This is a genomic window from Nonomuraea sp. NPDC048901 (genome assembly GCF_040649695.1).
In the GTDB taxonomy this organism is placed as follows: domain Bacteria; phylum Actinomycetota; class Actinomycetes; order Streptosporangiales; family Streptosporangiaceae; genus Nonomuraea.
The window spans coordinates 155,020-174,605 of sequence record NZ_JBEZFW010000008.1 but is presented as its reverse complement, the minus strand read 5'-3'; the positions used below and the strand labels follow the sequence as shown (position 1 = coordinate 174,605).

The window sequence follows — 19,586 nt, the reverse complement described above, 5'->3', positions numbered from 1 at the left end:
GTGGCGGTCACCGACGCAGCCATCGACAAAATCAAGCAGATGATCCTCTCGGGCGAGCTCACGCCCGGCGACAGGCTGCCGAAGGAGGCCGACCTGGCCGAGCGCCTCGGCCTGTCGCGCAACTCGCTCCGCGAGGCCGTACGAGCACTGGCGCTGATCAACGTCCTCGACGTACGCCAGGGAGACGGCACCTACGTCACCAGCCTGGAGCCGCGCCTGCTGCTCGACACCATGTCGTTCGTGCTCGACCTGCATCGCGACGACACGGTGATCCAGTTCTTCGAGGTACGCCGCATCCTGGAGCCCGCGGCGACGGCGATGGCGACCGAGCAGATGACCGACGGGGAGATCGACGAGCTCCGGGTGATCCTGGAGTCGCTGCCCGACTCGCCCACGGTGGAGGAGTTGGTGGCCAACGACCTGGACTTCCACCACCGGATCGCGCGGGGTTCGGGCAACAGCGTGCTCTGCTCGTTCATCGAGAGCCTGTCCGGGCCGACGACCCGGGCGCGGATCTGGCGCGGGCTGACCCAGGAGGGCGCGATGGAGAAGACGCGGGAGCAGCACACCGCGATCTACGAGGCCATCGCGACCCGTCAGCCCGACGTGGCCCGCTCGTGGGCCACGGTGCACATCGCGGGAGTGGAATCCTGGCTGCGCAAGGCCCTCGACTGAGGGTAGATACCCCGGCGTGGCCGACAAACTGGAGAAATATCGCAGTAAACGCGACGCCAGCCGTACCCCCGAGCCCGTCCCCGACACGGCCCCCGAGTCGGGCGACGGGGCGGCGTTCGTGATCCAAGAGCACCACGCCCGCGCCCTGCACTGGGACCTGCGACTGGAGCGCGACGGCGTGCTCGCCTCCTGGGCGATCCCCAAGGGCCTGCCGGCCGACCCACGCGTCAATCACCTGGCCGTACGGACCGAGGACCACCCGATGGAATACCTCGACTTCCACGGCGAGATCCCCAAGGGCGAATACGGCGGCGGCACGATGACGGTCTGGGACCGCGGCACGTACGAGACCGAGAAGTGGTCCGACCGCGAGGTCAAGGTCGTGCTGCACGGCTCGCGAGCCGCAGGACGGTTCGTGCTGTTCCCGACGAACGGCAAGAACTGGATGATCCACCGCATGGACCCGCCCTCCCGCGACCCCCTGCCCCCGCTCGACCCGATGCTCCCGGTCGAACGGACCCGGCTGCCACGTGACGTGGCCGACTACGCGTTCGAGTTCGCGTGGGGCGGGGAGCGCGTGCTGGTGGCGATCGACGGCGGGCGTACGGAGGCGGCGCGGCGCTATCCCTGGCTGCGCCCGCTCGCGGCGTCGTTCGGCAGCCGCACGGCGGTGCTGGACGGCGAGGTGGTCACGATGGCGGGCACGGAGGTCCTGGTCTGCTATGACCTCCTTTACGACGACGGCCACTCCCTGGTCGCGCTGCCGTACACGACCCGCCGCGCGGCCTTGGAAGCGCTCAAGCCGGCCTCCGCCCGCTGGCAGACCGCCCCCGCGTGGCCGGGCCAGGCCAAGCCGGTACGGCAGGCGGCCCGCGAGCAGGGGCTGCCCGGCGTGATCGCCAAGCGCCTCGACTCCCCCTACGAGCCGGGGGCGTCGAAGTCCTGGCTCTTCATCCCCGCCTAGCCCCAACCGACTCCTCCGGTATCGCGTGCAGGGCGGGCACGGCGCCCTGAGTGAAGACGTCGTCCAGGCGCCAGCGCGCGTACTGGTTCTCGCAGGGCGGCCCGCTCGCGATGGACAGCACACGCTCATCAAGATCCATCACGATCGAGTACACCGTCGTGGACAGATCGGCCTCCGCGACGTCCGGATCACGGTGGCGGCAGATGCCGTCAGGGAAGGAGAAGTGGTCGCGCAGCGCCGCCACGATGTCCTCGACGGTCACCGCCCGTACGCGCGCCGCGTCCTCCAGCAGATGCCGCATCCGCGCGGGCCGCAACAGCGTCAGAGCCGAGGCCGCCACCTTCTCATCATGCAGCGGAAGCGGGCACTGGAAGTGGTTGGAGTGGGCCAGCAGGCCGTCCTCCGGCAGCAGGTGCCCGAACACCCCGGGCGCCACCTCAAGGTCGATCGCCTCACCTCCGGCGTCGGCGATGAGCACGTTCCCCGAGGAGACGCGGGGCACGTTGAGCGTCCTGCGCAAGGCGGTGCTGATCCGCGGCGAGTTCAGCACCCCGCGCAGCAGATAGTGGTACGGCACGCCCTCGCCGCCGGTGTCCAGGTCGGAGACGAGCAGGTTGGCGCAGACCCCGAGGCCCGCCGAGTTCAGGCCGCTCTTGGCCAGCATGCCCGCCTCGGCCAGCGTGAGCACCGAGAAGCCCTCAGTGTCGCGGGTCGCCAGCAGGAACGTGACGGGTCCCTGCTCGGGGTTCCAGTCCCAGTTCTGCGCGAGCAGGGTGTGGCCGTCGCGCGTGTACTGCGGCAACACCGCCACCGAGGTGCAGCCCTCGTCGTGGTAGCCGGTCCCGTAGAGCAGCTCGGTACGCGCGTTGAGCGCCGTGATGTGCTCGACCCGCCGGCCCGCACCCTCGGCCAGGCCCTCCAGCATCTCCGCGATCGTACGGTCGTAACCCTGAGCCACAGCGAGATAGGTGGCACCCCAGCGCAGCACGTCGGCGTCCGACAGGCCCACGTCGTCACGGAACCTGCGCAGGTACGTCTCCAGGCTCCGCTCGACGAGTTCGCTGGTCCTGCGGCCGATCTCGGCCCCCATCTCACGAGGCGTCCCCTCGACGGCGACGAGCGGCGGGCCGGCTGCCGGGTTGGGTTGACCGTATTCGATCATGTTTCCTCCAGTCGTCGAAGAACGCTGCGCACCTAGAAGCTGCCCTGGTTGAGCGGCCCCATTACCGGTCGGCCCATACCGGAGATACGGACGGCAACCGTTTGCGCCTCAGCGGGACAGGCACCGCACCGAAGGGAGCGGAGCCTTGTGCAGCGTCCGTCGAGATCTTGGCGGGGTCAATGCGCGGGCGACCGATGCGGGCGCCCAGGCTGTGGGTGAGCCAGGGCGAGCAGGCCGTCGCGTGCGCCTGCGCCTGTTCTGCTCGTGCGCCCTGCAGCCTGATGCTGCGCGGCAATACCTGCTGGGCACGCGCACGTCACCCCATTTCGCCCGAGACGGCAGGGCTGGTCGACTGTGCGCTCGACAACGCCGTTGGGGCCATGTGACCCACGCACCGCCTGCTCATCCGCCGCTCGCTCGGCAACCCCCGCGACCTGGCTTTCTACCTGTATCACACGCCGCGACCGGTGCCGTTACAACGGAAGAGGAATGGAAGAGGAACGGAAGAACGGCGTCGTAGCGTCTTTCTGTCCGGGGCTGTAGCCATGTCTTCTGCGCAATGAGTTGAAGTATGTGAAACATCGGGTCGTCGGCGTTTGCGAACGATATCAGTGCGGCGCTGTACGTGTTTCATGCCCATGTATAAAGCGGTACATCAAGCGCCCATGACTTCGTGAAGGAGAAGAGTGTCAGTATTCAGTCGCGGGCCCGTTCGACGACGGGTTACCGGTGTGGTCGCGATGGCCCTCGTGCCGTTGACGGTGGCGGTCGGGGTGGCCTGGGCCGCCGTCACCGACAACATGTTCCCGACCGAAAGCACCGGCAGTAGCTGCGTGGTCAGCACGGGCAGCCATCCACCATGCCAGACCGACAATCGCGAGGTCTATTTCTACATGGACAGCAGCGGCGAATACAAGCTGGAGTCGGAGGACCGGTCAACGGTCAACGCCGCCATTGACGGAGAGTACCGGCCCACGGATCTGGCCTTCCATTACGACTCGTCGCCGGTGTTCGAGGGGAGCGCGGAGACCGACATCATCTACCAGGAGGGCTCGACCGGCCTCCCGGACAGTGCGGCCGGTAGGACGTGGTGCAATGGGGTCAGTAGCACGCATTACAAATGCGACCAGCAGTACATTCGCATCCGAGGCAACGGGCGTTACACCTACGCGAGAGTTTGCCATGAGACCGGACACGCCGTCGGCCTGCAGCACGGCGACTACTCCACACCCATGCTCAGGAAGACCGATTCCCGCCTCGGCTGTCTGGTGACCCCTTCCACCGACCATAACGATCTTGGCTCCAATAACCGGGAGAACATCAATGCCACTTATTAGGAGGGCCCCGGTGAAGCGTCTTACGTATATCGCAACCGGTATCGGGCTCGCCGCGGCTCTCGCCGTCGCGGGAGTCGCCACTGTGAATGCCGCCGACGTCGCGCCCGCGCCGCGCCGGGTCGTGATGGCCGACGGAGACGACCGCCTGCCCAGCATCACGGCCACGGACTGGGTGACGTACGCCGACCATGTGGTCGTCGTCAGCGCCGCCTCCGAGGAGACGATCCCGCCCGCCCAGATCGAGATCGAGCGAGGGGAAGGATTGATCGGGCGGAAGGTGAAGCTGGAGGTCAAGAAAGTGCTGTGGTCGCGGGAGGACGCGGCCCAGCCGGCCCCGAAGGAGTGGGAGTACAACGCGTCCGGTTGGACCTTCACCGAGGGGAACCTGAACAGTCCGACCGCGACGGCCATATACGATCGGCCGCGCATCGAACCCGGGCACCAGTACATCCTGGCCATCACCTGGGAAGGGCAGCACTGCGCCGAGGGCGACACCCCGGAGCCCGCAAAGTGGATGGGGCTCGGCGAGGGTTCGGAGCTGCCCTTCGACGGCGACATCATCGGCCAGGGCGAGGAGGAGGGCCACGCGCAGAGCGCCGCCGAGGCACGCACGCTGGCGGCCGACGCCGGTCCGAACGCCGGACTGGAAGAGGAAATGGCAGGCAACAGCGCGGACGCCCTCGCCGCCAAGCTGAAGGCGACCCAGCCTGGGGAAAGACAGCAGTTCGAACCGCCTCCGACGGCCACCTGCGGCTGAGCATCGGGTTGCCCTCTGCTCGAGGGCTTCTGGAAAGAGGCCTCCCCCAAACCAGTTGGAACAGGCTACCGGCGAGGCCGATAAAGGCTGACCCTGAGTCGTACGGTGCCGCCCATTGCGCGGCACCGTACGTGTTTCATGCCCATGCGTGACCTCGCCGTCCTTCCATACTCATGTGCCATGTGGCACGTGTGCCGGGCGGTACACGTCGTGTTTCATGACTTCCGAAGGAGAAGAATGTCAGCATTCAGTCGCGGGCCCGCTCGACGACGGATTACCGGCGTGATCGCGATGGCTCTCGTGCCGTTGATGGTGGCGGTCGGGGTGGCCTGGGCCGCCGTCACCGACAACATGTTCCCGACCGAAAGCACCGGCAGTAGCTGCGTGCTCAGCATGGGCCATCCACCATGCCAGACCGACAATCGCGAGGTCTATTTCTACATGGACAGCAGCGGCGAATACAAGCTGGAGTCGGAGGACCGGTCGACGGTAAACGACGCCATTGACGGAGAGTACCGGCCCACGGATTTGGCCTTCCACTACGACTCGTCGCCGGTGTTCGAGGGGAGCGCGGAGACCGACATCGTCTACCAGGAGGGCTCGACAAGCGTTCCGGACAGTGCAGATGGTATGACGTGGTGCAATGCGCGCGGCGGAGCGCATTACAAATGCGACCAGCAGTACATTCGCATCCGAGGCAACGGAAATTACACCTATGGGCTGGTCTGCCATGAGACCGGACACGCTGTCGGCCTGCAGCACGGCGACTACTCCACACCCATGCTCAACAAGACCGATTCCCGCCTCGGCTGTATGACGACTCCCGTCAAGAGCAACGATCTTGGCTCCAATAACCGGGAGAACATCGATGGCACTTATTAGGAGGGCCGCGGTGAAGCGTCTTACGTATCTCGCAACCGGTATCGGGCTTGCCACCAGGGCCGAAGCGTTCGCATGACGCGGTTGAGCGGCACCCCCGGGTACGCATGACAAACGCGACCCCTGATGATCGTCGGCTGTCTACACCAGTCGATCAAGAACAGGGGCCGCATTCGCGTGCCATCGTCCCCGATCGACGTGCTCGCCCGCCATCTGGAGCACGTCGCCGCGCGCCCGTGCCGGCTTACCCGGCACCCCGGATCATGGTCGGCCTCCGCAACCTGGATTTGTGGCGTTCCCGGACCTGATGGTCATCGACGAGATCCAGCGAGTCCCCGACCTGCTGCTTGCCATCAAGTCCCAAGTCGACCGGGATCCGCGGCCGGGCCGCTATCTCTTGACCGTCTCGTGCTCTATACCGGCGACCAGACCTACTCGTTCGGCGACCGGATGCGGGCGATGCCGGTGAGCGCGTTGTGGGAGATCGGCTAGGCGATACTCGGGGGATGCAGATTTCCGAAATATCGCCTGATAGTGAGTCGGTGGGGCCTCGGTTGCTGGCGGTTCAGCATGCCGCGTACGCGGTCGAGGCGAAGATCATCGAGGATGACCGGATTCCCCCGTTGAGTGAGACGCTCGATGAGCTGCGGGCGCGGCCGTTGCGGTGGGTGGGGGCGTTCGACGAGGACGAGTTGTTGGTGGGTGCCGTCGCGTGGAGCGAGGCGGTAGATGAGGTGGACATCGACCGGTTGGTGGTCGATCCCGCGGCGCATCGGCGAGGAGTGGGACGGGCGCTCGTCGAGGAGGTCATGAGCCGGGCGGGTGGCCGCAGGATCGTGGTGTCCACCGGCCGGGCCAACGCGCCGGCCAGGAAGCTGTACGAGCGGCTGGGGTTCGAGGGGCTCGACGAGGTGGAGGTGATCCCGGGGCTGTGGATCGCCAACTACGCCTACGGCGGCTGAACCAACTACCGCCTACGGGCCGCTAGGCCAGCTACGTCCCCGATGGCTGAACCGGCCACGTCTGCCGCAGTTGCGAGCGACGTGGCCGGGACGTTCAGCGATCCACGGTAGGCCGGTCGCGAGAGCGAAGCCGGTCTCGAGAGCTAGGCCGGTCGCGACAGGAGGCCCTCGGCCTCCAGTTCCGACCACAGGTTGTCGGGCACCGGACGCTCCCAGAGCGCCGCGTTGCTCGCCACCTCCTCCGGCGACCGGGCCCCGATGACGATCGAGGCCACCGCCGAGTGCCGGAGCGGAAAGGCCATGGCCGCCTGCGGGAGCGGCACGTCGTACCTCTCGCAGACCTTGGCGATCCGTCTGGCGCGGTCGAGCACCTCGGCGGGAGCGGGCTCGTAGTTGTAGGTGCCCCCAGGGGCGGAGGTGGCCAGCAGGCCGCTGTTGAAGACGCCCGCCGCGAGCACGCGCACGCCCCGGTCGGCGCAGGCGTCGAGCAGCGGGAGCCCCGACTGGTCGATCAGCGTGTAGCGGCCGGCCAGCATGACCACGTCGATGTCGGTCTCCTGGACGAAGCGCAGCGGCACCTGCCACTGGTTCATGCCGACGCCGATCGCGCCGATCACGCCCTGCGAGCGGAGCTCGGCCAGCGCCGGGTACGCCTCGCTGATGGCCTGGTCGGCGTGGGCGTCCGGGTCGTGGATCAGGGCGATGTCGACGCGGTCCAGGCCGAGCCGGGCCAGCGACTCCTCCAGAGATCTCCGTACGCCGTCGCCCGAGAAGTCCCAGACGCGCTCGAAAGCGGCCGGTACGTCGAAGCCCTGCTCGTCACGACCGCCCATGGTGGAGGGGACCAGCAGGCGGCCGACCTTGGTCGAGAGCACGTAGCCCTCGCGCCCGGCGAGTGCGGCGCCGAGGCGGCGTTCGGACAGGCCGACCCCGTAGTGCGGGGCCGTGTCGAACAGCCGCACGCCATGAGACCAGGCGGCGTCCACGGTCGCGCGGGCCTGCTCGTCGCTGACCGCCTCATAGAGGCCGGCGATCGGCGCCGCTCCGAAGCCGTGGCGGGGCAGTTCGATCATGTCGTTCTCCAGGTCAGCATTCGTCACGTCATTTCCCAGACCAGCGCGAGCCCGCCGGCGCCCTTGTCGAAGTCGCCGTCGAGCAGCCGGTTCATCTGGACCTGCCACGCCTGGTCGGCGGGATCGTCCTTGAGCGCCGCCTGCAGCGCGGCGTAGTCGTCGACCTCGACGAAGTGGAACAGGTCGAGTCCGTCGCGGAAGATGCGCCAGGAGTGCACGCCGTTGGCCCGCATGACCGCCTCCAGTTCGGCGGGGATGCTCGCGTGCTCCCGGTCGTAGGTCTCCTCGTAACCGGGTTTGAGCCTGGTACGCAGTGCGATGCGTTCCATCAGTCCTGGGCCTTTCCGCCGGCGATCCGGCTGATGATGAGTGCGATCAGGATGATGCACCCATAGACGACCGGCTGCCAGAAACCGGAGACGCCCTTGAGAGTGAGGATGTTCTGGACCAGGCCGATCACCAGCACGCCGGTGAGCGCACCGAGGATCGTGCCCTTGCCGCCGTCCATGCTGACGCCGCCGATGACGGCCGCGGCGAACACCATGAAGATCCAGCCCACGCCCTGGTTGGAGCCGATGGCGCCGAGCCGTCCGGTCTCCAGGACGCCGGCGAGTGCCGCGAGCGTACCGCCGAGGATGAACACTCCCCACAGCACCCGGTCCACCCGGATGCCCGCCGCCCGCGCCGCGTCGGCGTTGCCGCCGATCGCGTAGAGCGAGCGCCCGAGCCGGAAGTAGCCGAGCCCGACGATGCCCGCCGCGAACAGTACGGCCGCGATCCAGATCGCCGCCGGCAGGCCGAGCCAGATGGCGCTGCCCAGGTAGAGGATGGAGTCGGGCAGCTCGAACAGCGTCTTGCCCTCGGTCGGGCCCAGCTGCAGGCCGTGCACGATGATCAGCATGGCCAGCGTGACGATGAACGCCGACAGCTGAAACTTGATGATCAGGAACCCGTTGAACACCCCGATCGCCGCCCCGATCAGCAGGCAGAGCGGGATCACCAACGGCCCGGGCAGGCCGAGCCCGAACCCACCGGCCGACGCCGGGATCACCAGCATCACCGCGATCGCCGGAGCCATGCCGACCGTCGACTCCAGCGACAGGTCGAACTTGCCGGCGATCAGGATCAGCGCCTCGGCCAGCACCAGCAGTGAGATCGACGCCTGCTGCTGGAGTACGTTCGTCAGGTTGCCGACCGATAAGAAGATCGGGTCCAGGAACGCGCCCACGATGAGCAGGATCAGGATCACCGGCACCAGCGTGAGGTCCCGGAACCTGGCGAGCCGCACCCGGGGGGCCGGCGCAGACAGTGTGGTTGTCACTCTTCAATGCCTTCCATCACGGCTACGAGCTCATGGTCGGTCCACCCACGCGGCACGTCTTTCACGACCCTGCCGTGGAACATCACCAGCACCCGGTCGCAGATGCGCAGGTCGTCGAGCTCGTCGGAGACCAGTACGGCTCCCGCTCCCCGCTCGACCGCGTCCTCGACGGCGCCGAGCAGGGCCTGTTTGGCCTTGACGTCGACGCCCGCGGTTGGGTTGATCACCACCAGCGCGGACGGGTCGTCGACCAGCGCCCGCGCGAACACCACCTTCTGCGCGTTTCCTCCAGACAGATCACCGACGGGCTGGTCGGGCCCTTCGGTCTTGATGTCCAGATCCTCGATCAGTCGCAAGGCCTTGTTCCGGCGTCTCGTCGGTGAGATGAGGCCGTACCTGCCGAGCTTGCGGGCGATCGGAAGCGTGCCGTTCTCCCCCACCGAGAGCAGCGGGACGAAGCCCTCGCGGTTGCGGTCCTCCGGCACGAAGCCGAGGCCCGCCCCCAGGGCGGCCGGTACGTCGCCCGGCCTGACCTGGGTGCCGTTGACCGTGACGGTGCCCGAGTCGGGTTTGCGCAGGCCGACCAGGGTTTCGGCCAGGCCGACCTTGCCGCTGCTGCCGGATCCGGCCAGCCCGACCACCTCGCCGCTCCTGACCGCCAGGTCGACGGCCTGGAAGCGGCCGGCCAGCGACAGTCTCTCGGCCGACAGGACCACGTCGCCGTTCGCGGCGCCGCGGGTCCTGGCCTCGTACGCCGCCGTGGCCTCGCCCGTCATCGCCGCCACCAGCTCGTCGTGCGGCAGCTCGGCGACCGATCTGGTCATGACATGCCGGGCGTCGCGGAAGACGGTGACGCTCTGGCAGATCTCGTACACCTCATCGAGATGGTGGGAGATGTACATCATCGTCACGCCCTGCTCGCGCAGCGCCCGCATGCGGGTGAACAGCCGCTCGATGGCCGGACCGTCCAGCCGGGCCGTCGGCTCGTCGAGGATGATGAACCGCGCGCCGAACGACAGCGCGCGGGCGATCTCCACGAGCTGCCGCTGTTCGACGTTCAGGTCGCCGGCGAGTGCCTCCGCGTCCACCTCCACCTCGTACGTGGCGAGCAGTTCGCGGGCCTTCGCCCGGAGTGTCCGCCAGCTGATCATGCCGCCGGTGGTCTGGCGGTTGAGGAACAGGTTCTCGGCGACGGTCAGCGCCGGAATGATCGTCGACTTCTGGTACACGCAGGCGACCCGCTGCCGCCAGGCGTCGCGGTCCGCGAGGGCGGGCGCCGCCTCTCCCGAGAACCGCACCTCGCCCTCGTCCGGCCGCTGAAGCCCGGTGAGAATCGACACCAGGGTGGACTTTCCGGCGCCGTTCCTGCCGACGAGCGCGTGGGTCTCCCCCTCGGCGATCGCGATGCCCGCGCCGTTCAGCGCCGTGGTGGGGCCAAAGCGCTTCACGACATTTCGGGCTTCAACATGATTTTTCATTACTTGACCTGGTTGCCCCAGAGGTTCTTGTCGTCCACATTGTCCTTGGTGACGAGCGGGGCGGGAAGCTGGTCCTCCAGGCCGTTCGGCAGCTGGATGATCGTGCTGTCGTGGTCGGTCGGTCCCGGCTTGAAGGTCTTGCCGTCGATCGCCGCCTTGGCGTAGAAGAGGGCGTACTTCGCGTACAGGTCAGCGGGCTGCGACACCGTGGCGTCGATGTCGCCCTTGCGGATCGCCTCGAACTCCTGCGGGATGCCGTCGTTCGAGACCACGAATACGTGCTTGGGATCGGTCGGCGGGACGAGCAGGCCCTTCTGCTTCAGCACCTGCAGCGTCGGGGCCAGGTGCACACCACCGGCATGCATATAGATGCCCTTGATGTCCGGGTTCTGCTCCAGCCTGGTCTGCAGCATGGACGCGGCCTTGCTGCCCTCCCACTCGGTCGGCTCCTCGAAGACCGTGATCCCGGGGAACTTCGTCTTCATGCACTCCCGGAACGCCTCAGCCCGGTCGCGCCCGTTGATCGAGCTCAGGGAGCCCATCAGCTGGACGACCTTGCCCTTGCCGCCCAGCTTCTCGCCCAAGAACTCGCAGGCTTTCGTGCCGTACGCCCGGTTGTCGGCGCGTACGACCATGTAGACCTGACCCTTGTCCGGCCGGGTGTCGACGGTCACGACGGGGATCTTCTTGTTCGCCAGCGTCTGGAGGGTCGTGGCGATCGCGCCGGTGTCCTGGGGCGCCATCACGATCGCCTTGGCCCCTTGGCCGATCAGCGCCTGAACGTTGTTGACCAGCTTGGTCACGTCGTTCTGCGAGTTCGTCGCGGGCATCAGGTCGACCTTGAGCTCGCCGGCCATCTGCGGGACGTACTTGATGTAGGAGTTCCAGAAGTCGGAGTCGGCGCGCGGGTGGTCGATGCCGACCTTCCCGCCGCCGCCTCCTCCGGCTGCTGTCTGACCTCCGGAACCGCACGCGGTGATGACCGCCAAGAGGGCCGCGCCTGCGGCTAAAGGACCGAACTTCATGGTGGGGGGGTTACCTTCCTCGAATGCCTCTGCTTGACCGGCCCTCGACTGGGCTTGGCTGTCCGTCGACTCGTTCAGTTGACCGGCCGGAGCCGTAGTCCCTGCATGCCGCCGTCGACCGCGAGCGAGGTGCCGGTCGTCGCGCCGGCCTCGGGCCCGGCCAGGTAGGCGATCGCCGCGGCCACCTCCTGCGCGCTGACCAGGCGGCCCATCGGCTGCCTGGCGTTCAGCGCCTGCCTCTCCGCCACCGGGTCGTCGGCCGCGTCGAGCAGCCGGCCGACCCACGGGGTGTCCGCTGTGCCGGGGTTGACGCAGTTGACCCTGATGCCCTCCCGTACGTGATCCGCCGCCATCGCCAGCGTGAGCGACAGCACCGCACCCTTGGTCGCGCTGTAGAGCGCCCGGTTCGGCAGGCCCGCGGTGGCCGCGATCGAGCACGTGTTGACCACCGCCGCGTGCTCCGACTGCCTGAGGTACGGCAACGCCGCCCGGGTCACCCGGACCATGCCGAACACGTTGACGTCGAACGCCTTCTGCCACTCGCTGTCGGGGTTGTCGGCGACCGTACCCTGCGCCCCGATGCCCGCGTTGTTGACCACGATGTCGATACCGCCGAGCCGCTCGGCCGCTTCGGCCACGGCCGCGCGTACGCCGGCGTCGTCCGTGACGTCCACCTTGATGCCGATGAACGGATCACCGGGCGGGTTGATGTCGAAACAGGCGACCTTCATGCCGCGCTCGGCGAGCAACGTGGCCGTGGCGAGGCCGATACCGGCTCCGCCGCCCGTGACAATCGCTTTAAGACTCATGCGTCCCTCCAGACCTCGCCGCCGGGGAAAGTGTGGGCGGCGATCGATTCAGGGTGCATCGCCGCGCTGAAGCCCGGCGCGCTGGGGGCGGCGTACCGGCCGCCTTCGATGACCACGGGGTCGACGAAATGCTCGTGCAGGTGGTCGACGTACTCGATCACCCGGTTTTCCATCGTGCCGGTCACGGCCACGTAGTCGAACATCGACAGGTGCTGCACCAGCTCGCACAGCCCCACGCCGCCGGCGTGCGGACAGACGGGGATGCCGAACCTGGCCGCGAGCAGCAGAATCGCGATGTTCTCGTTAACACCGCCGACCCGAGCAGAGTCCAGTTGCAGGTACGAGATCGCGCCCGCTTGCAGGAGCTGCTTGAACACGATCCGGTTCTGCACGTGTTCGCCGGTGGCCACCGGGATGGGCTTGATCCCCGCGGCGATGGCGGCGTGGCCGAGCACGTCGTCGGGACTGGTCGGCTCCTCCACCCAGTGCGGGTTGAACTGCTTTAGAGCGTTCACCCAGTCGATGGCCGCGCCCACGTCCCAGCGCTGGTTGGCGTCGATCGCGATGGGGAAGTCGGCCCCGCACACCTCGCGGGCCACCCGGAAACGTCGGATGTCGTCGTCGAGATCGGCGCCCACCTTGAGCTTGATCTGGCCGAAGCCCGCGTCGAGCGCCTCCTTGCACAGCCGGCGCAGCTTGTCGTCGTCGTAGCCGAGCCAGCCCGGGGAGGTGGTGTAGGCGGGATACCCCTCGCGCTTGATGTCCTCGACCCGCTGCGCCTTCCCCTTTTCCGCCTTTTTCAGGATTTCTAGGGCTTGTTCGGGCGTCAGGGCGTCGCTCAGGTACCGGAAGTCGATGAGATCGACGATCTCCTCGGGGGTCATCTCGGACAGCAGCAACCAGAGCGGCTTGCCCGCCCGCTTCGCCTTCAGATCCCACAGCGCGTTGACCACGGCGGAGATCGCCATGTGCATGACGCCCTTCTCGGGGCCCAGCCAGCGCAGCTGCGAGTCGTAGACCATCTCCTTGTAGAGGGCGCCCAGGTCCTCGACGTCCCTGCCGATCACGTACGACTCGAGGGCGCTGATCGCCGCGGTCTGTACGTCGTTGCCGCGCCCGATGGTGAACGCGAACCCGTGCCCGTCGTAGCCGTCATCGGTTTTGAGAACCACGTAGGCGGCGGAGTAGTCGGGGTCGGGGTTCATGGCATCGGAGCCGTCCAGCTCCCGGGAGGTGGGGAAACGGATGTCGTGCGTCTCCAACTCCACGATCCGGTAGCTGCTCTTCTGTCCGTCGGGAGTCGTCATGCCTGGCCCACTGTCTGGCGCTGGCGGCCGAGTCCCTCGATCTCCAGCTCCATCACGTCACCCGCGCGCAGGTACGGCTGGCCGGGCATCCCCATGGCGACGCCGGCCGGAGTGCCGGTGTTGATCACATCTCCCGGATCGAGCACCATGAACTGGCTCAGGTACCGGACGATCTCCGCCACATCGAAGATCATGTTCTTGGTGACGCCGTCCTGGCGCACCTCGCCGTTCACCGACAGCCGCATGGTCAGGTTCTGCGGGTCGGCCACCTCATCGGCGGTCACCAGCCAAGGCCCGAGCGGATTGAACGTCTCGCACGACTTGCCCTTGTCCCACTGGCCACCCCGCTCCAGCTGGAACTCCCGCTCAGAGACATCGTTGGCCACCGCGTACCCCGCGATGACGTCGAGCGCCTCTTCCCGGCTGCCCAGGTAGCGGGCCCGCTTACCGATGATGACGGCCAGCTCCACCTCCCAGTCAGTCTTCAGACTGTTGCGCGGTACGAGCACCTCGTCGTAGGGGCCCACCATGGTGTTGGTGGCCTTCATGAACACGACCGGCTCCGCCGGCACCTCCGCGCCGGACTCGGCCGCGTGGTCGCTGTAGTTCAGCCCGATACAGACGATCTTGCCTGGTCGCGCGACCGGAGCGCCCACGCGCAGCCCCTCGGCCGCGATCACGGGCAGCGCGTCGCGCTCGAGCGCGTCGCGGACGCGCGCCACTCCCCCGGAAGCGAGGAAAGCCCCATCGATCTCGGGCTCTCCGATGTCGCGCAGGTTACCGGCGCCGTCCATCACCACCGGACGCTCCTGGCCGACGGGTCCTACTCGCAGCAGCTTCACACCGCATCCTTAAGTTATACATCGGATGTATCTAGCATGATGCTGGTCGGCCTGGGTAGGGCCTGTCAAGCCTCCACGCGCGATACATCGGATCCATAGGGGTCGAGAGTGGCGCTGAAGTCGCATTACAAACGGTTGCAGTGACCGGCTTCGCCCGACCTTCGCGGGAAGGTCCACCGAGTGGCCGTCACATACATCGGATGGCCCCCGTTCCCCATATCGGACTCCTTTCACCTGCGTAACGGGTGGATCCTCGGAGGTCTAGCATAAATTGCCGGGCGAACCGGGGCTCACCCACCTCGCAGCCTTCCCCATCCGCCTCACCCACAAGCCCCACTTAACGGGTAAACCTCCATCAAAGCCCCTCAAACACCCGATGAATCACCACAATGCCCCACGTACGACACCATCCCCCATCCCCCACGACCAGCCCTCCGCCCCTCCGACCCTCACCCTCGCAACCCAGCGACGCCACCAACCACACCAACCCCAAAACCGAGGACTGTCCGGCAAACGGTTGGAACCGCAGCCCGGCAGGGCGTAGGCGGCGAGCGCGGTTAGAGCTCGTTTTCTTGCCGGGGCTTCTTGCCGGGCGGCGATCAGCCTCGCGCTTGGGGCCAGGCGGCCAGGGCCAGTTCCGCGGTTTCGGTGAGCTCTGCGGCCGTGGCGCCGTCGCGGGCCCGCTGTGACATGCCCTGGATGATCGCGGCAAAGTAGGCGGCCAAGGCGCGAGGGTTGGCTGCGGCGGATAGCTCGCCCTGCCGCTGCGCGGTCGTCAGGCGGGTTTCGAAGGCGGCCAGGTTCGCGTTGCGGAGGTCGCTCAGGAATGCCGAGATGTCGGCGTCCTGGACCGTGACGTTGGTGGCGGCGCTGATGGTCAGGCAGCCGGCCGGGTGGGAGGGGTCGGGATAGACGGCGGCCGCCTCGCGAAGGATGCGGCGGAACGCGCCCCGGGCTGTGCGCTCCTCTTCCAGGGCGGTGCCGATGAACGCACCGACGGGAGAGCGCCCGTAGGCGTGGACAACCTCTTTGAACAGGGATTTCTTATCCCCGAACGCCGCATACAGGCTGCCGGGTTTGATGTCCATCGCCCGGGTCAGCTCGCCGATGGTGGTGGCCTCGTAACCGTGCTCCCAGAACAGTCGCGTTGCGGCTGCCAGGGCCGTCGTGCGGTCGAACGCCGGTGGCCGTCCGCGCTTCACGCCTGGTCCATTCATGCCCCTGATTTTAGAGCGAGCACTCAAGAAAGCGTGCTACGTTCATTTCTTGAGTCATCGCTCAAGAAATGGGAAGGCGGTCAACAGCCATGGCAGCAGAAGCACTTGAGGGCAAGGTCGCGCTGGTCACGGGCGGCAGCCGAGGCATCGGCCGGGCCATCGCCGAACGACTCGCCCGGGACGGTGCCGCCGTCGGCGTCGCCTACGCCCGGGACGAGACGGCGGCCGGCGAGACCGTCGAGCGAATCCGGAAGAACGGCGGGCTGGCCTTCGCACTGCGCGCCGAGCTGGGACGGCACGGCGACGCGAGGCGCCTCTGGGCCGCCTTCGACGCCGCAGGCAAAGACCACGCGTCCGACGGGAAGCTCGACATCATCGTCAACAACGCCGGCATAGGGCGCAGCGCGGCGCTCGCCTCGTTGACCGAGGACGGCTTCGACGAGATCTTCGCCGTGAACGTACGTGCACCGTTCTTCATCGTGCAGCAGGGGCTGTCGCGCCTGCGTGACGGAGGCCGGATCATCAACATCTCCAGCGGTGCGGCCCGCCTGGCCATGCCGGAGATCATCGCCTACGGCGCCACCAAGGGCGCACTGGACACCTTCACCCTCAACCTCGCCAAGGAACTGGGCCCAAGGGGCATCACGGTCAACTCGGTGGCCCCCGGGATCGTCGACACGGATGTCAATGCGGCCTGGCTGCGGGGCAATCCGCAGGCCGAGGCACATGCGGCAGCCCTGGCCGCCCTCGGCCGGGTCGGACAACCGGAAGACGTGGCCGACATCGTGGCCTTCCTCGCCTCCAACGACGCGCGCTGGGTGACAGGCCGGGTCATCGACGCGACGGGAGGTGCCGGGCTATGAACTGAGAGAGAGCTGAGAGGGCAAGAGCTGGGCCGCTGGACGGATGGGCGGACAGGTTGGCATGATCATGGACGAGCAGACAAGATGAGTCCGCCTCAGGCATGACAGAGCCGGCTTGGCAGCGTCGGCGGGCCAGGATGGCAGGGATCGGGATGATGGCGGGGCGGGCGGTTGACTGAGGCAGCAGGGCGTAATAGAACACGTTTCAATAAGGCGCTTAACCAAGCGCTTGATCACTCCACAGGCCCGAGGTGAGCTCGAGTGCATATTGACCTCGTCGACCAGGACCGTTACGCGACCTCCGGCCCGCCACACGAGCAGTTGCGCTGGCTGCGCGACAACGATCCCGTACACCGGCACGAGGGCGAGCCCGACTTCTGGGCCGTCACCCGATATGACGATGTCGTACAGGTGTCTCGGCGCTCGGACCTCTTCTCCTCGTCCAGGAAACTGGCACTGTTCGACGAGGTCACCGAGGACCAGCGGGCGCTCCAGCGGTTGATGATGCTCAACCAGGACCCACCGGAGCACACGCGGCGGCGGTCGCTGGTCAACCGGGGGTTCACGCCGCGCACGATTGGAGCGCTCGAACAGCACATCCGGGATATCTGCGACGACCTTCTCGACAAGTGCTCGGGCGAGGCGGACTTCGTCACCGAGGTGGCGGCTCCGCTGCCGCTCTACGTGATCTGCGAACTGCTCGGCGCCCCGGTCGAGGACCGGGACAAGATCTTCAACTGGTCGAACCGCATGATCGGCGCCCAGGACCCCGACTACGCCACCTCGGAGGACCAGGGCGGCGATGCGGCTATGGAGGTGTACGCGTACGCCAACCAACTGGCCGCACAGCGCAAGGCGAACCCGCGCGACGACATCGTCACCAAGCTCATCCAGCCCGACGAGAAGAGCGGCGAGACCCTCGGTGAGGATGAATTCGATCTGTTCGTCCTCCTGCTGGTGGTCGCCGGCAACGAGACCACCCGCAACGCGGCCTCCGGCGGAATGCTCGCCCTCTTCGAGCACCCCGAGCAGTGGCAGCGGCTCGTCGCAGATCCCACGCTGGCGGGCACGGCATCCGACGAGATCGTCCGGTGGGTGTCACCGGTGAACCTGTTCCGGCGCACGGCCACGGCGGACACGGTGCTGGGCGGCCAGCAGATCCGCGAGGACGACAAGGTCGTGGTCTTCTACTCGGCGGCGAACCGGGACACCTCCATTTTCCCCGATGCCGAGGTATTCGACATCGGCCGCAGCCCGAACCCGCACATCGGTTTCGGTGGCGGTGGGGCACACTTCTGCCTGGGCAATCACCTGGCGAAGCTGGAGTTGCGGGTGCTGTTCGAGCAACTGGCCCGGCGGTATCCCCGACTGCGGCAAACGGGAGAGGCCCGGCGCCTACGGTCGAACTTCATCAACGGCATCAAGGAGCTACCGGTCGTCATGGACTGATCGCGACCAGCCGGCCAAGTCGCGCTGGTACCAACTGCCTGGCTTGCCGCCGAGGTCGGCCGGGTCAGCTGGGCCGACCAGGACGAACCCGGCTTTGGTCAGCACCTTCTGGGACGCGGCATTCTTGTGGGCGGTGGCCGCCCGTAGGGTGTGCGATCCTCGATGTCGACCAGGTTGAACCTGCCGAGCACCGAGCCGTCCTCGGCGATGAGTACGTAGAAAGCGCAGACGCCGGCCTCCTGCTCAGCGAGCAAGGCGTTGTACCGGTCGGTGAACTGGTCGAAGAAGTCGTCGCCGCGATCAGAGATCGAGGCGGCGAAGTAGGCGCGGTTCGCCAGTTCGAAGGCCAGGACCGCCGGGGCATGACCAGCATGCAGTTGCTTCAGCTCGGGCACTGCCCGAATCTACCCAGGGGGCGCACCGAGATCGCCTGCGTTTCCGCCAGCGGCTGACAGCCTCGAGGCCACGGCACTACTAAGCCCATCGATCAAGAACAAGGGCTGGATGAGGAGATGGAACGCGGCGAACGACGGCCGCAGTACCGACCATCGGCCGTGTCAGAAGCGGAACCGCACGATACGGGTGGACCGCTTCAGGCCCGGCAGCAGGTTCAGGAGGCGGTACATGCGGCGTACGCCCGCGGGTGCCTTGGCCATCAGCACCGGTGCGTCGTACATCGGCGCCTCGTCGACGTATTCGAGCCGCGGGTGCCAATCGGCCGGCTCCGCCGGGTCGTCGAAGCCGCAGTGAAACTGGGCGCCGTATTTGCGCAGCGTGGGATCCCATTTCGAAGTGCGCCACGCCCAGACCGGCACCGTGTCGAACTGTATCTGGCCGGTGGGGAAGGCATCGACCACGCTGGTCAGCAGCCGCCGGACGTCAGTCTCGGTCAGGTAGGGCACCAACCCCTCGGCGATCATTAGCACCGGCCGCCCCCGGGGGATGCGTTCCAGCCAGGTCAGGTCGGTGACGCTGGAGTCGATCAGGGTGTAGTGCTCGCGCGGCGGCAGGAATTGTCGCCGCAGCTCGATGACTGAGGGGTAGTCCAGGTCGTACCAGTCGACGGTGGCGGGCGGGTCGATCCGGTACACCCGGGCATCGAGGCCGCAGCCCAGGTGCAGTACCACCGCGTCGGGGTGATCGGCGAGGAAGCCTCGGGCCCAGTCGTCGTGAGCCTTGGTGCGCACCACGGCGGCGAGGCCCATCTGGCTGGTGCCGAATCTGCGGCTGTCGTAGCCGGGGTCGAGGCGGCGCATCGCCTGCTCGGCATATTCGTCGCCGAGGATCGGGTCCGGCAGTCGGTTGTCCAGTGCTTTGGCCTTCAGGACAGGGCTGAGGGTCTTCTGCACCCCGATGAGTTCGGTGTCCTTCATGACAGCAACACTAAACTTATTTCAAGAATTTCGTGAAGTCTGTGAATGGCTTCAATTCAACGACAGCGGGACCCGGCCGCGTGGCGAAAAGCC

The 19,586-nt window shown here is 67.2% G+C and carries 20 protein-coding genes; 8 read left to right on the top strand and 12 right to left on the bottom strand.

Annotation, left to right across the window (positions count from 1 at the left end; translation table 11 throughout):
• The gene (locus tag AB0C30_RS28195) at nt 1–675 is read left to right on the top strand and encodes a FadR/GntR family transcriptional regulator (RefSeq protein WP_357949938.1); all 675 of its coding nucleotides are present in this window, start codon (nt 1–3) and stop codon (nt 673–675) included.
• 16 nt (nt 676–691) lie between these two features.
• The gene (locus tag AB0C30_RS28190; RefSeq protein ID WP_357949934.1) at nt 692–1,639 is read left to right on the top strand and encodes a DNA polymerase ligase N-terminal domain-containing protein; all 948 of its coding nucleotides are present in this window, start codon (nt 692–694) and stop codon (nt 1,637–1,639) included.
• Here the strand turns inward: AB0C30_RS28190 and AB0C30_RS28185 are convergent.
• On the bottom strand, nt 1,626–2,801 hold the full coding sequence (locus AB0C30_RS28185; protein WP_357949931.1) for a C45 family peptidase: 1,176 nt from the start codon (nt 2,799–2,801) through the stop codon (nt 1,626–1,628). The two genes, AB0C30_RS28190 and AB0C30_RS28185, sit on opposite strands and share 14 nt — an antisense overlap.
• A 731-nt stretch (nt 2,802–3,532) precedes the next feature.
• Between AB0C30_RS28185 and AB0C30_RS28180 the strand changes: the two genes are divergently transcribed.
• The 4 genes from AB0C30_RS28180 to AB0C30_RS28165 all read left to right on the top strand — a co-directional run bounded on the left by AB0C30_RS28180 (nt 3,533) and on the right by AB0C30_RS28165 (nt 6,736).
• A complete protein-coding gene (locus AB0C30_RS28180) occupies nt 3,533–4,138 on the top strand; it encodes a hypothetical protein (RefSeq protein WP_357949928.1) in 606 nt (201 codons plus the stop codon).
• A gap of 10 nt (nt 4,139–4,148) precedes the next feature.
• Entirely contained in the window at nt 4,149–4,895 is a 747-nt protein-coding gene (locus tag AB0C30_RS28175) for a hypothetical protein (protein WP_357949925.1), read from the top strand.
• A 237-nt stretch (nt 4,896–5,132) separates the two neighbouring features.
• Complete coding sequence (locus AB0C30_RS28170) at nt 5,133–5,777, top strand: hypothetical protein (RefSeq protein ID WP_357949921.1); 645 nt, start codon at nt 5,133–5,135, stop codon at nt 5,775–5,777.
• 539 nt (nt 5,778–6,316) lie between these two features.
• On the top strand, nt 6,317–6,736 hold the full coding sequence (locus AB0C30_RS28165) for a GNAT family N-acetyltransferase (protein WP_357949918.1): 420 nt from the start codon (nt 6,317–6,319) through the stop codon (nt 6,734–6,736).
• Nucleotides 6,737–6,879: 143 nt separating this feature from the next.
• Here AB0C30_RS28165 and AB0C30_RS28160 read toward each other — a convergent pair whose 3' ends face one another.
• The 9 genes from AB0C30_RS28160 to AB0C30_RS28120 form a co-directional block, all read right to left on the bottom strand.
• Entirely contained in the window at nt 6,880–7,836 is a 957-nt protein-coding gene (locus AB0C30_RS28160; RefSeq protein ID WP_357949916.1) for an aldo/keto reductase, read from the bottom strand.
• Entirely contained in the window at nt 7,833–8,138 is a 306-nt protein-coding gene (locus AB0C30_RS28155; RefSeq protein WP_357949913.1) for an L-rhamnose mutarotase, read from the bottom strand. Before AB0C30_RS28155 ends, AB0C30_RS28160 begins: the two co-directional genes overlap by 4 nt.
• Nucleotides 8,138–9,130 carry an ABC transporter permease gene (locus tag AB0C30_RS28150; protein ID WP_357949910.1) on the bottom strand — a complete coding sequence of 331 codons (993 nt, stop codon included), beginning with the start codon at nt 9,128–9,130 and terminating at the stop codon, nt 8,138–8,140. The genes AB0C30_RS28155 and AB0C30_RS28150 overlap by 1 nt, the downstream gene beginning before the upstream one ends.
• The gene (locus tag AB0C30_RS28145) at nt 9,127–10,578 is read right to left on the bottom strand and encodes a sugar ABC transporter ATP-binding protein (RefSeq protein WP_357949908.1); all 1,452 of its coding nucleotides are present in this window, start codon (nt 10,576–10,578) and stop codon (nt 9,127–9,129) included. Before AB0C30_RS28145 ends, AB0C30_RS28150 begins: the two co-directional genes overlap by 4 nt.
• A gap of 29 nt (nt 10,579–10,607) precedes the next feature.
• Complete coding sequence (locus AB0C30_RS28140; RefSeq protein WP_357949905.1) at nt 10,608–11,633, bottom strand: sugar ABC transporter substrate-binding protein; 1,026 nt, start codon at nt 11,631–11,633, stop codon at nt 10,608–10,610.
• A 74-nt stretch (nt 11,634–11,707) separates the two neighbouring features.
• Nucleotides 11,708–12,442, bottom strand: a complete 735-nt coding sequence (locus AB0C30_RS28135; RefSeq protein ID WP_357949902.1) for an SDR family oxidoreductase — start codon at nt 12,440–12,442, stop codon at nt 11,708–11,710.
• Nucleotides 12,439–13,749, bottom strand: a complete 1,311-nt coding sequence (locus tag AB0C30_RS28130; RefSeq protein WP_357949899.1) for an L-fuconate dehydratase — start codon at nt 13,747–13,749, stop codon at nt 12,439–12,441. Before AB0C30_RS28130 ends, AB0C30_RS28135 begins: the two co-directional genes overlap by 4 nt.
• Nucleotides 13,746–14,591: a fumarylacetoacetate hydrolase family protein gene (locus tag AB0C30_RS28125; RefSeq protein WP_357949897.1), complete on the bottom strand. Its 846-nt coding sequence runs from the start codon at nt 14,589–14,591 to the stop codon at nt 13,746–13,748. Before AB0C30_RS28125 ends, AB0C30_RS28130 begins: the two co-directional genes overlap by 4 nt.
• Before the next feature lie 599 nt (nt 14,592–15,190).
• Entirely contained in the window at nt 15,191–15,793 is a 603-nt protein-coding gene (locus AB0C30_RS28120) for a TetR/AcrR family transcriptional regulator (RefSeq protein ID WP_357949895.1), read from the bottom strand.
• 104 nt (nt 15,794–15,897) lie between these two features.
• On the opposite strand from AB0C30_RS28120, the gene AB0C30_RS28115 reads away from it, so the two are divergent.
• Both AB0C30_RS28115 and AB0C30_RS28110 read left to right on the top strand, forming a co-directional pair.
• Nucleotides 15,898–16,671: an SDR family oxidoreductase gene (locus AB0C30_RS28115; RefSeq protein ID WP_357949892.1), complete on the top strand. Its 774-nt coding sequence runs from the start codon at nt 15,898–15,900 to the stop codon at nt 16,669–16,671.
• Nucleotides 16,672–16,932: 261 nt separating this feature from the next.
• The gene (locus tag AB0C30_RS28110; RefSeq protein ID WP_357949889.1) at nt 16,933–18,120 is read left to right on the top strand and encodes a cytochrome P450; all 1,188 of its coding nucleotides are present in this window, start codon (nt 16,933–16,935) and stop codon (nt 18,118–18,120) included.
• 98 nt (nt 18,121–18,218) lie between these two features.
• Here the strand turns inward: AB0C30_RS28110 and AB0C30_RS28105 are convergent, their stop codons facing one another.
• Both AB0C30_RS28105 and AB0C30_RS28100 read right to left on the bottom strand, forming a co-directional pair.
• Entirely contained in the window at nt 18,219–18,515 is a 297-nt protein-coding gene (locus AB0C30_RS28105) for a hypothetical protein (protein WP_357949886.1), read from the bottom strand.
• A 162-nt stretch (nt 18,516–18,677) separates the two neighbouring features.
• On the bottom strand, nt 18,678–19,493 hold the full coding sequence (locus AB0C30_RS28100) for a class I SAM-dependent methyltransferase (RefSeq protein WP_357949883.1): 816 nt from the start codon (nt 19,491–19,493) through the stop codon (nt 18,678–18,680).
• Nucleotides 19,494–19,586 lie beyond the last annotated feature (93 nt).

Excerpts from the sequence above, each read along its gene's own strand:
- AB0C30_RS28100 (WP_357949883.1), bottom strand. The coding sequence starts at position 19,493 with ATGAAGGACACCGAACTCATCGGGGTGCAGAAGACCCTCAGCCCTGTC.
- AB0C30_RS28140 (WP_357949905.1), bottom strand. The coding sequence starts at position 11,633 with ATGAAGTTCGGTCCTTTAGCCGCAGGCGCGGCCCTCTTGGCGGTCATC.
- AB0C30_RS28130 (WP_357949899.1), bottom strand. The coding sequence starts at position 13,749 with ATGACGACTCCCGACGGACAGAAGAGCAGCTACCGGATCGTGGAGTTG.
- AB0C30_RS28135 (WP_357949902.1), bottom strand. The coding sequence starts at position 12,442 with ATGAGTCTTAAAGCGATTGTCACGGGCGGCGGAGCCGGTATCGGCCTC.
- AB0C30_RS28115 (WP_357949892.1), top strand. The coding sequence starts at position 15,898 with ATGGCAGCAGAAGCACTTGAGGGCAAGGTCGCGCTGGTCACGGGCGGC.
- AB0C30_RS28170 (WP_357949921.1), top strand. The coding sequence starts at position 5,133 with ATGTCAGCATTCAGTCGCGGGCCCGCTCGACGACGGATTACCGGCGTG.
- AB0C30_RS28185 (WP_357949931.1), bottom strand. The coding sequence starts at position 2,801 with ATGATCGAATACGGTCAACCCAACCCGGCAGCCGGCCCGCCGCTCGTC.
- AB0C30_RS28155 (WP_357949913.1), bottom strand. The coding sequence starts at position 8,138 with ATGGAACGCATCGCACTGCGTACCAGGCTCAAACCCGGTTACGAGGAG.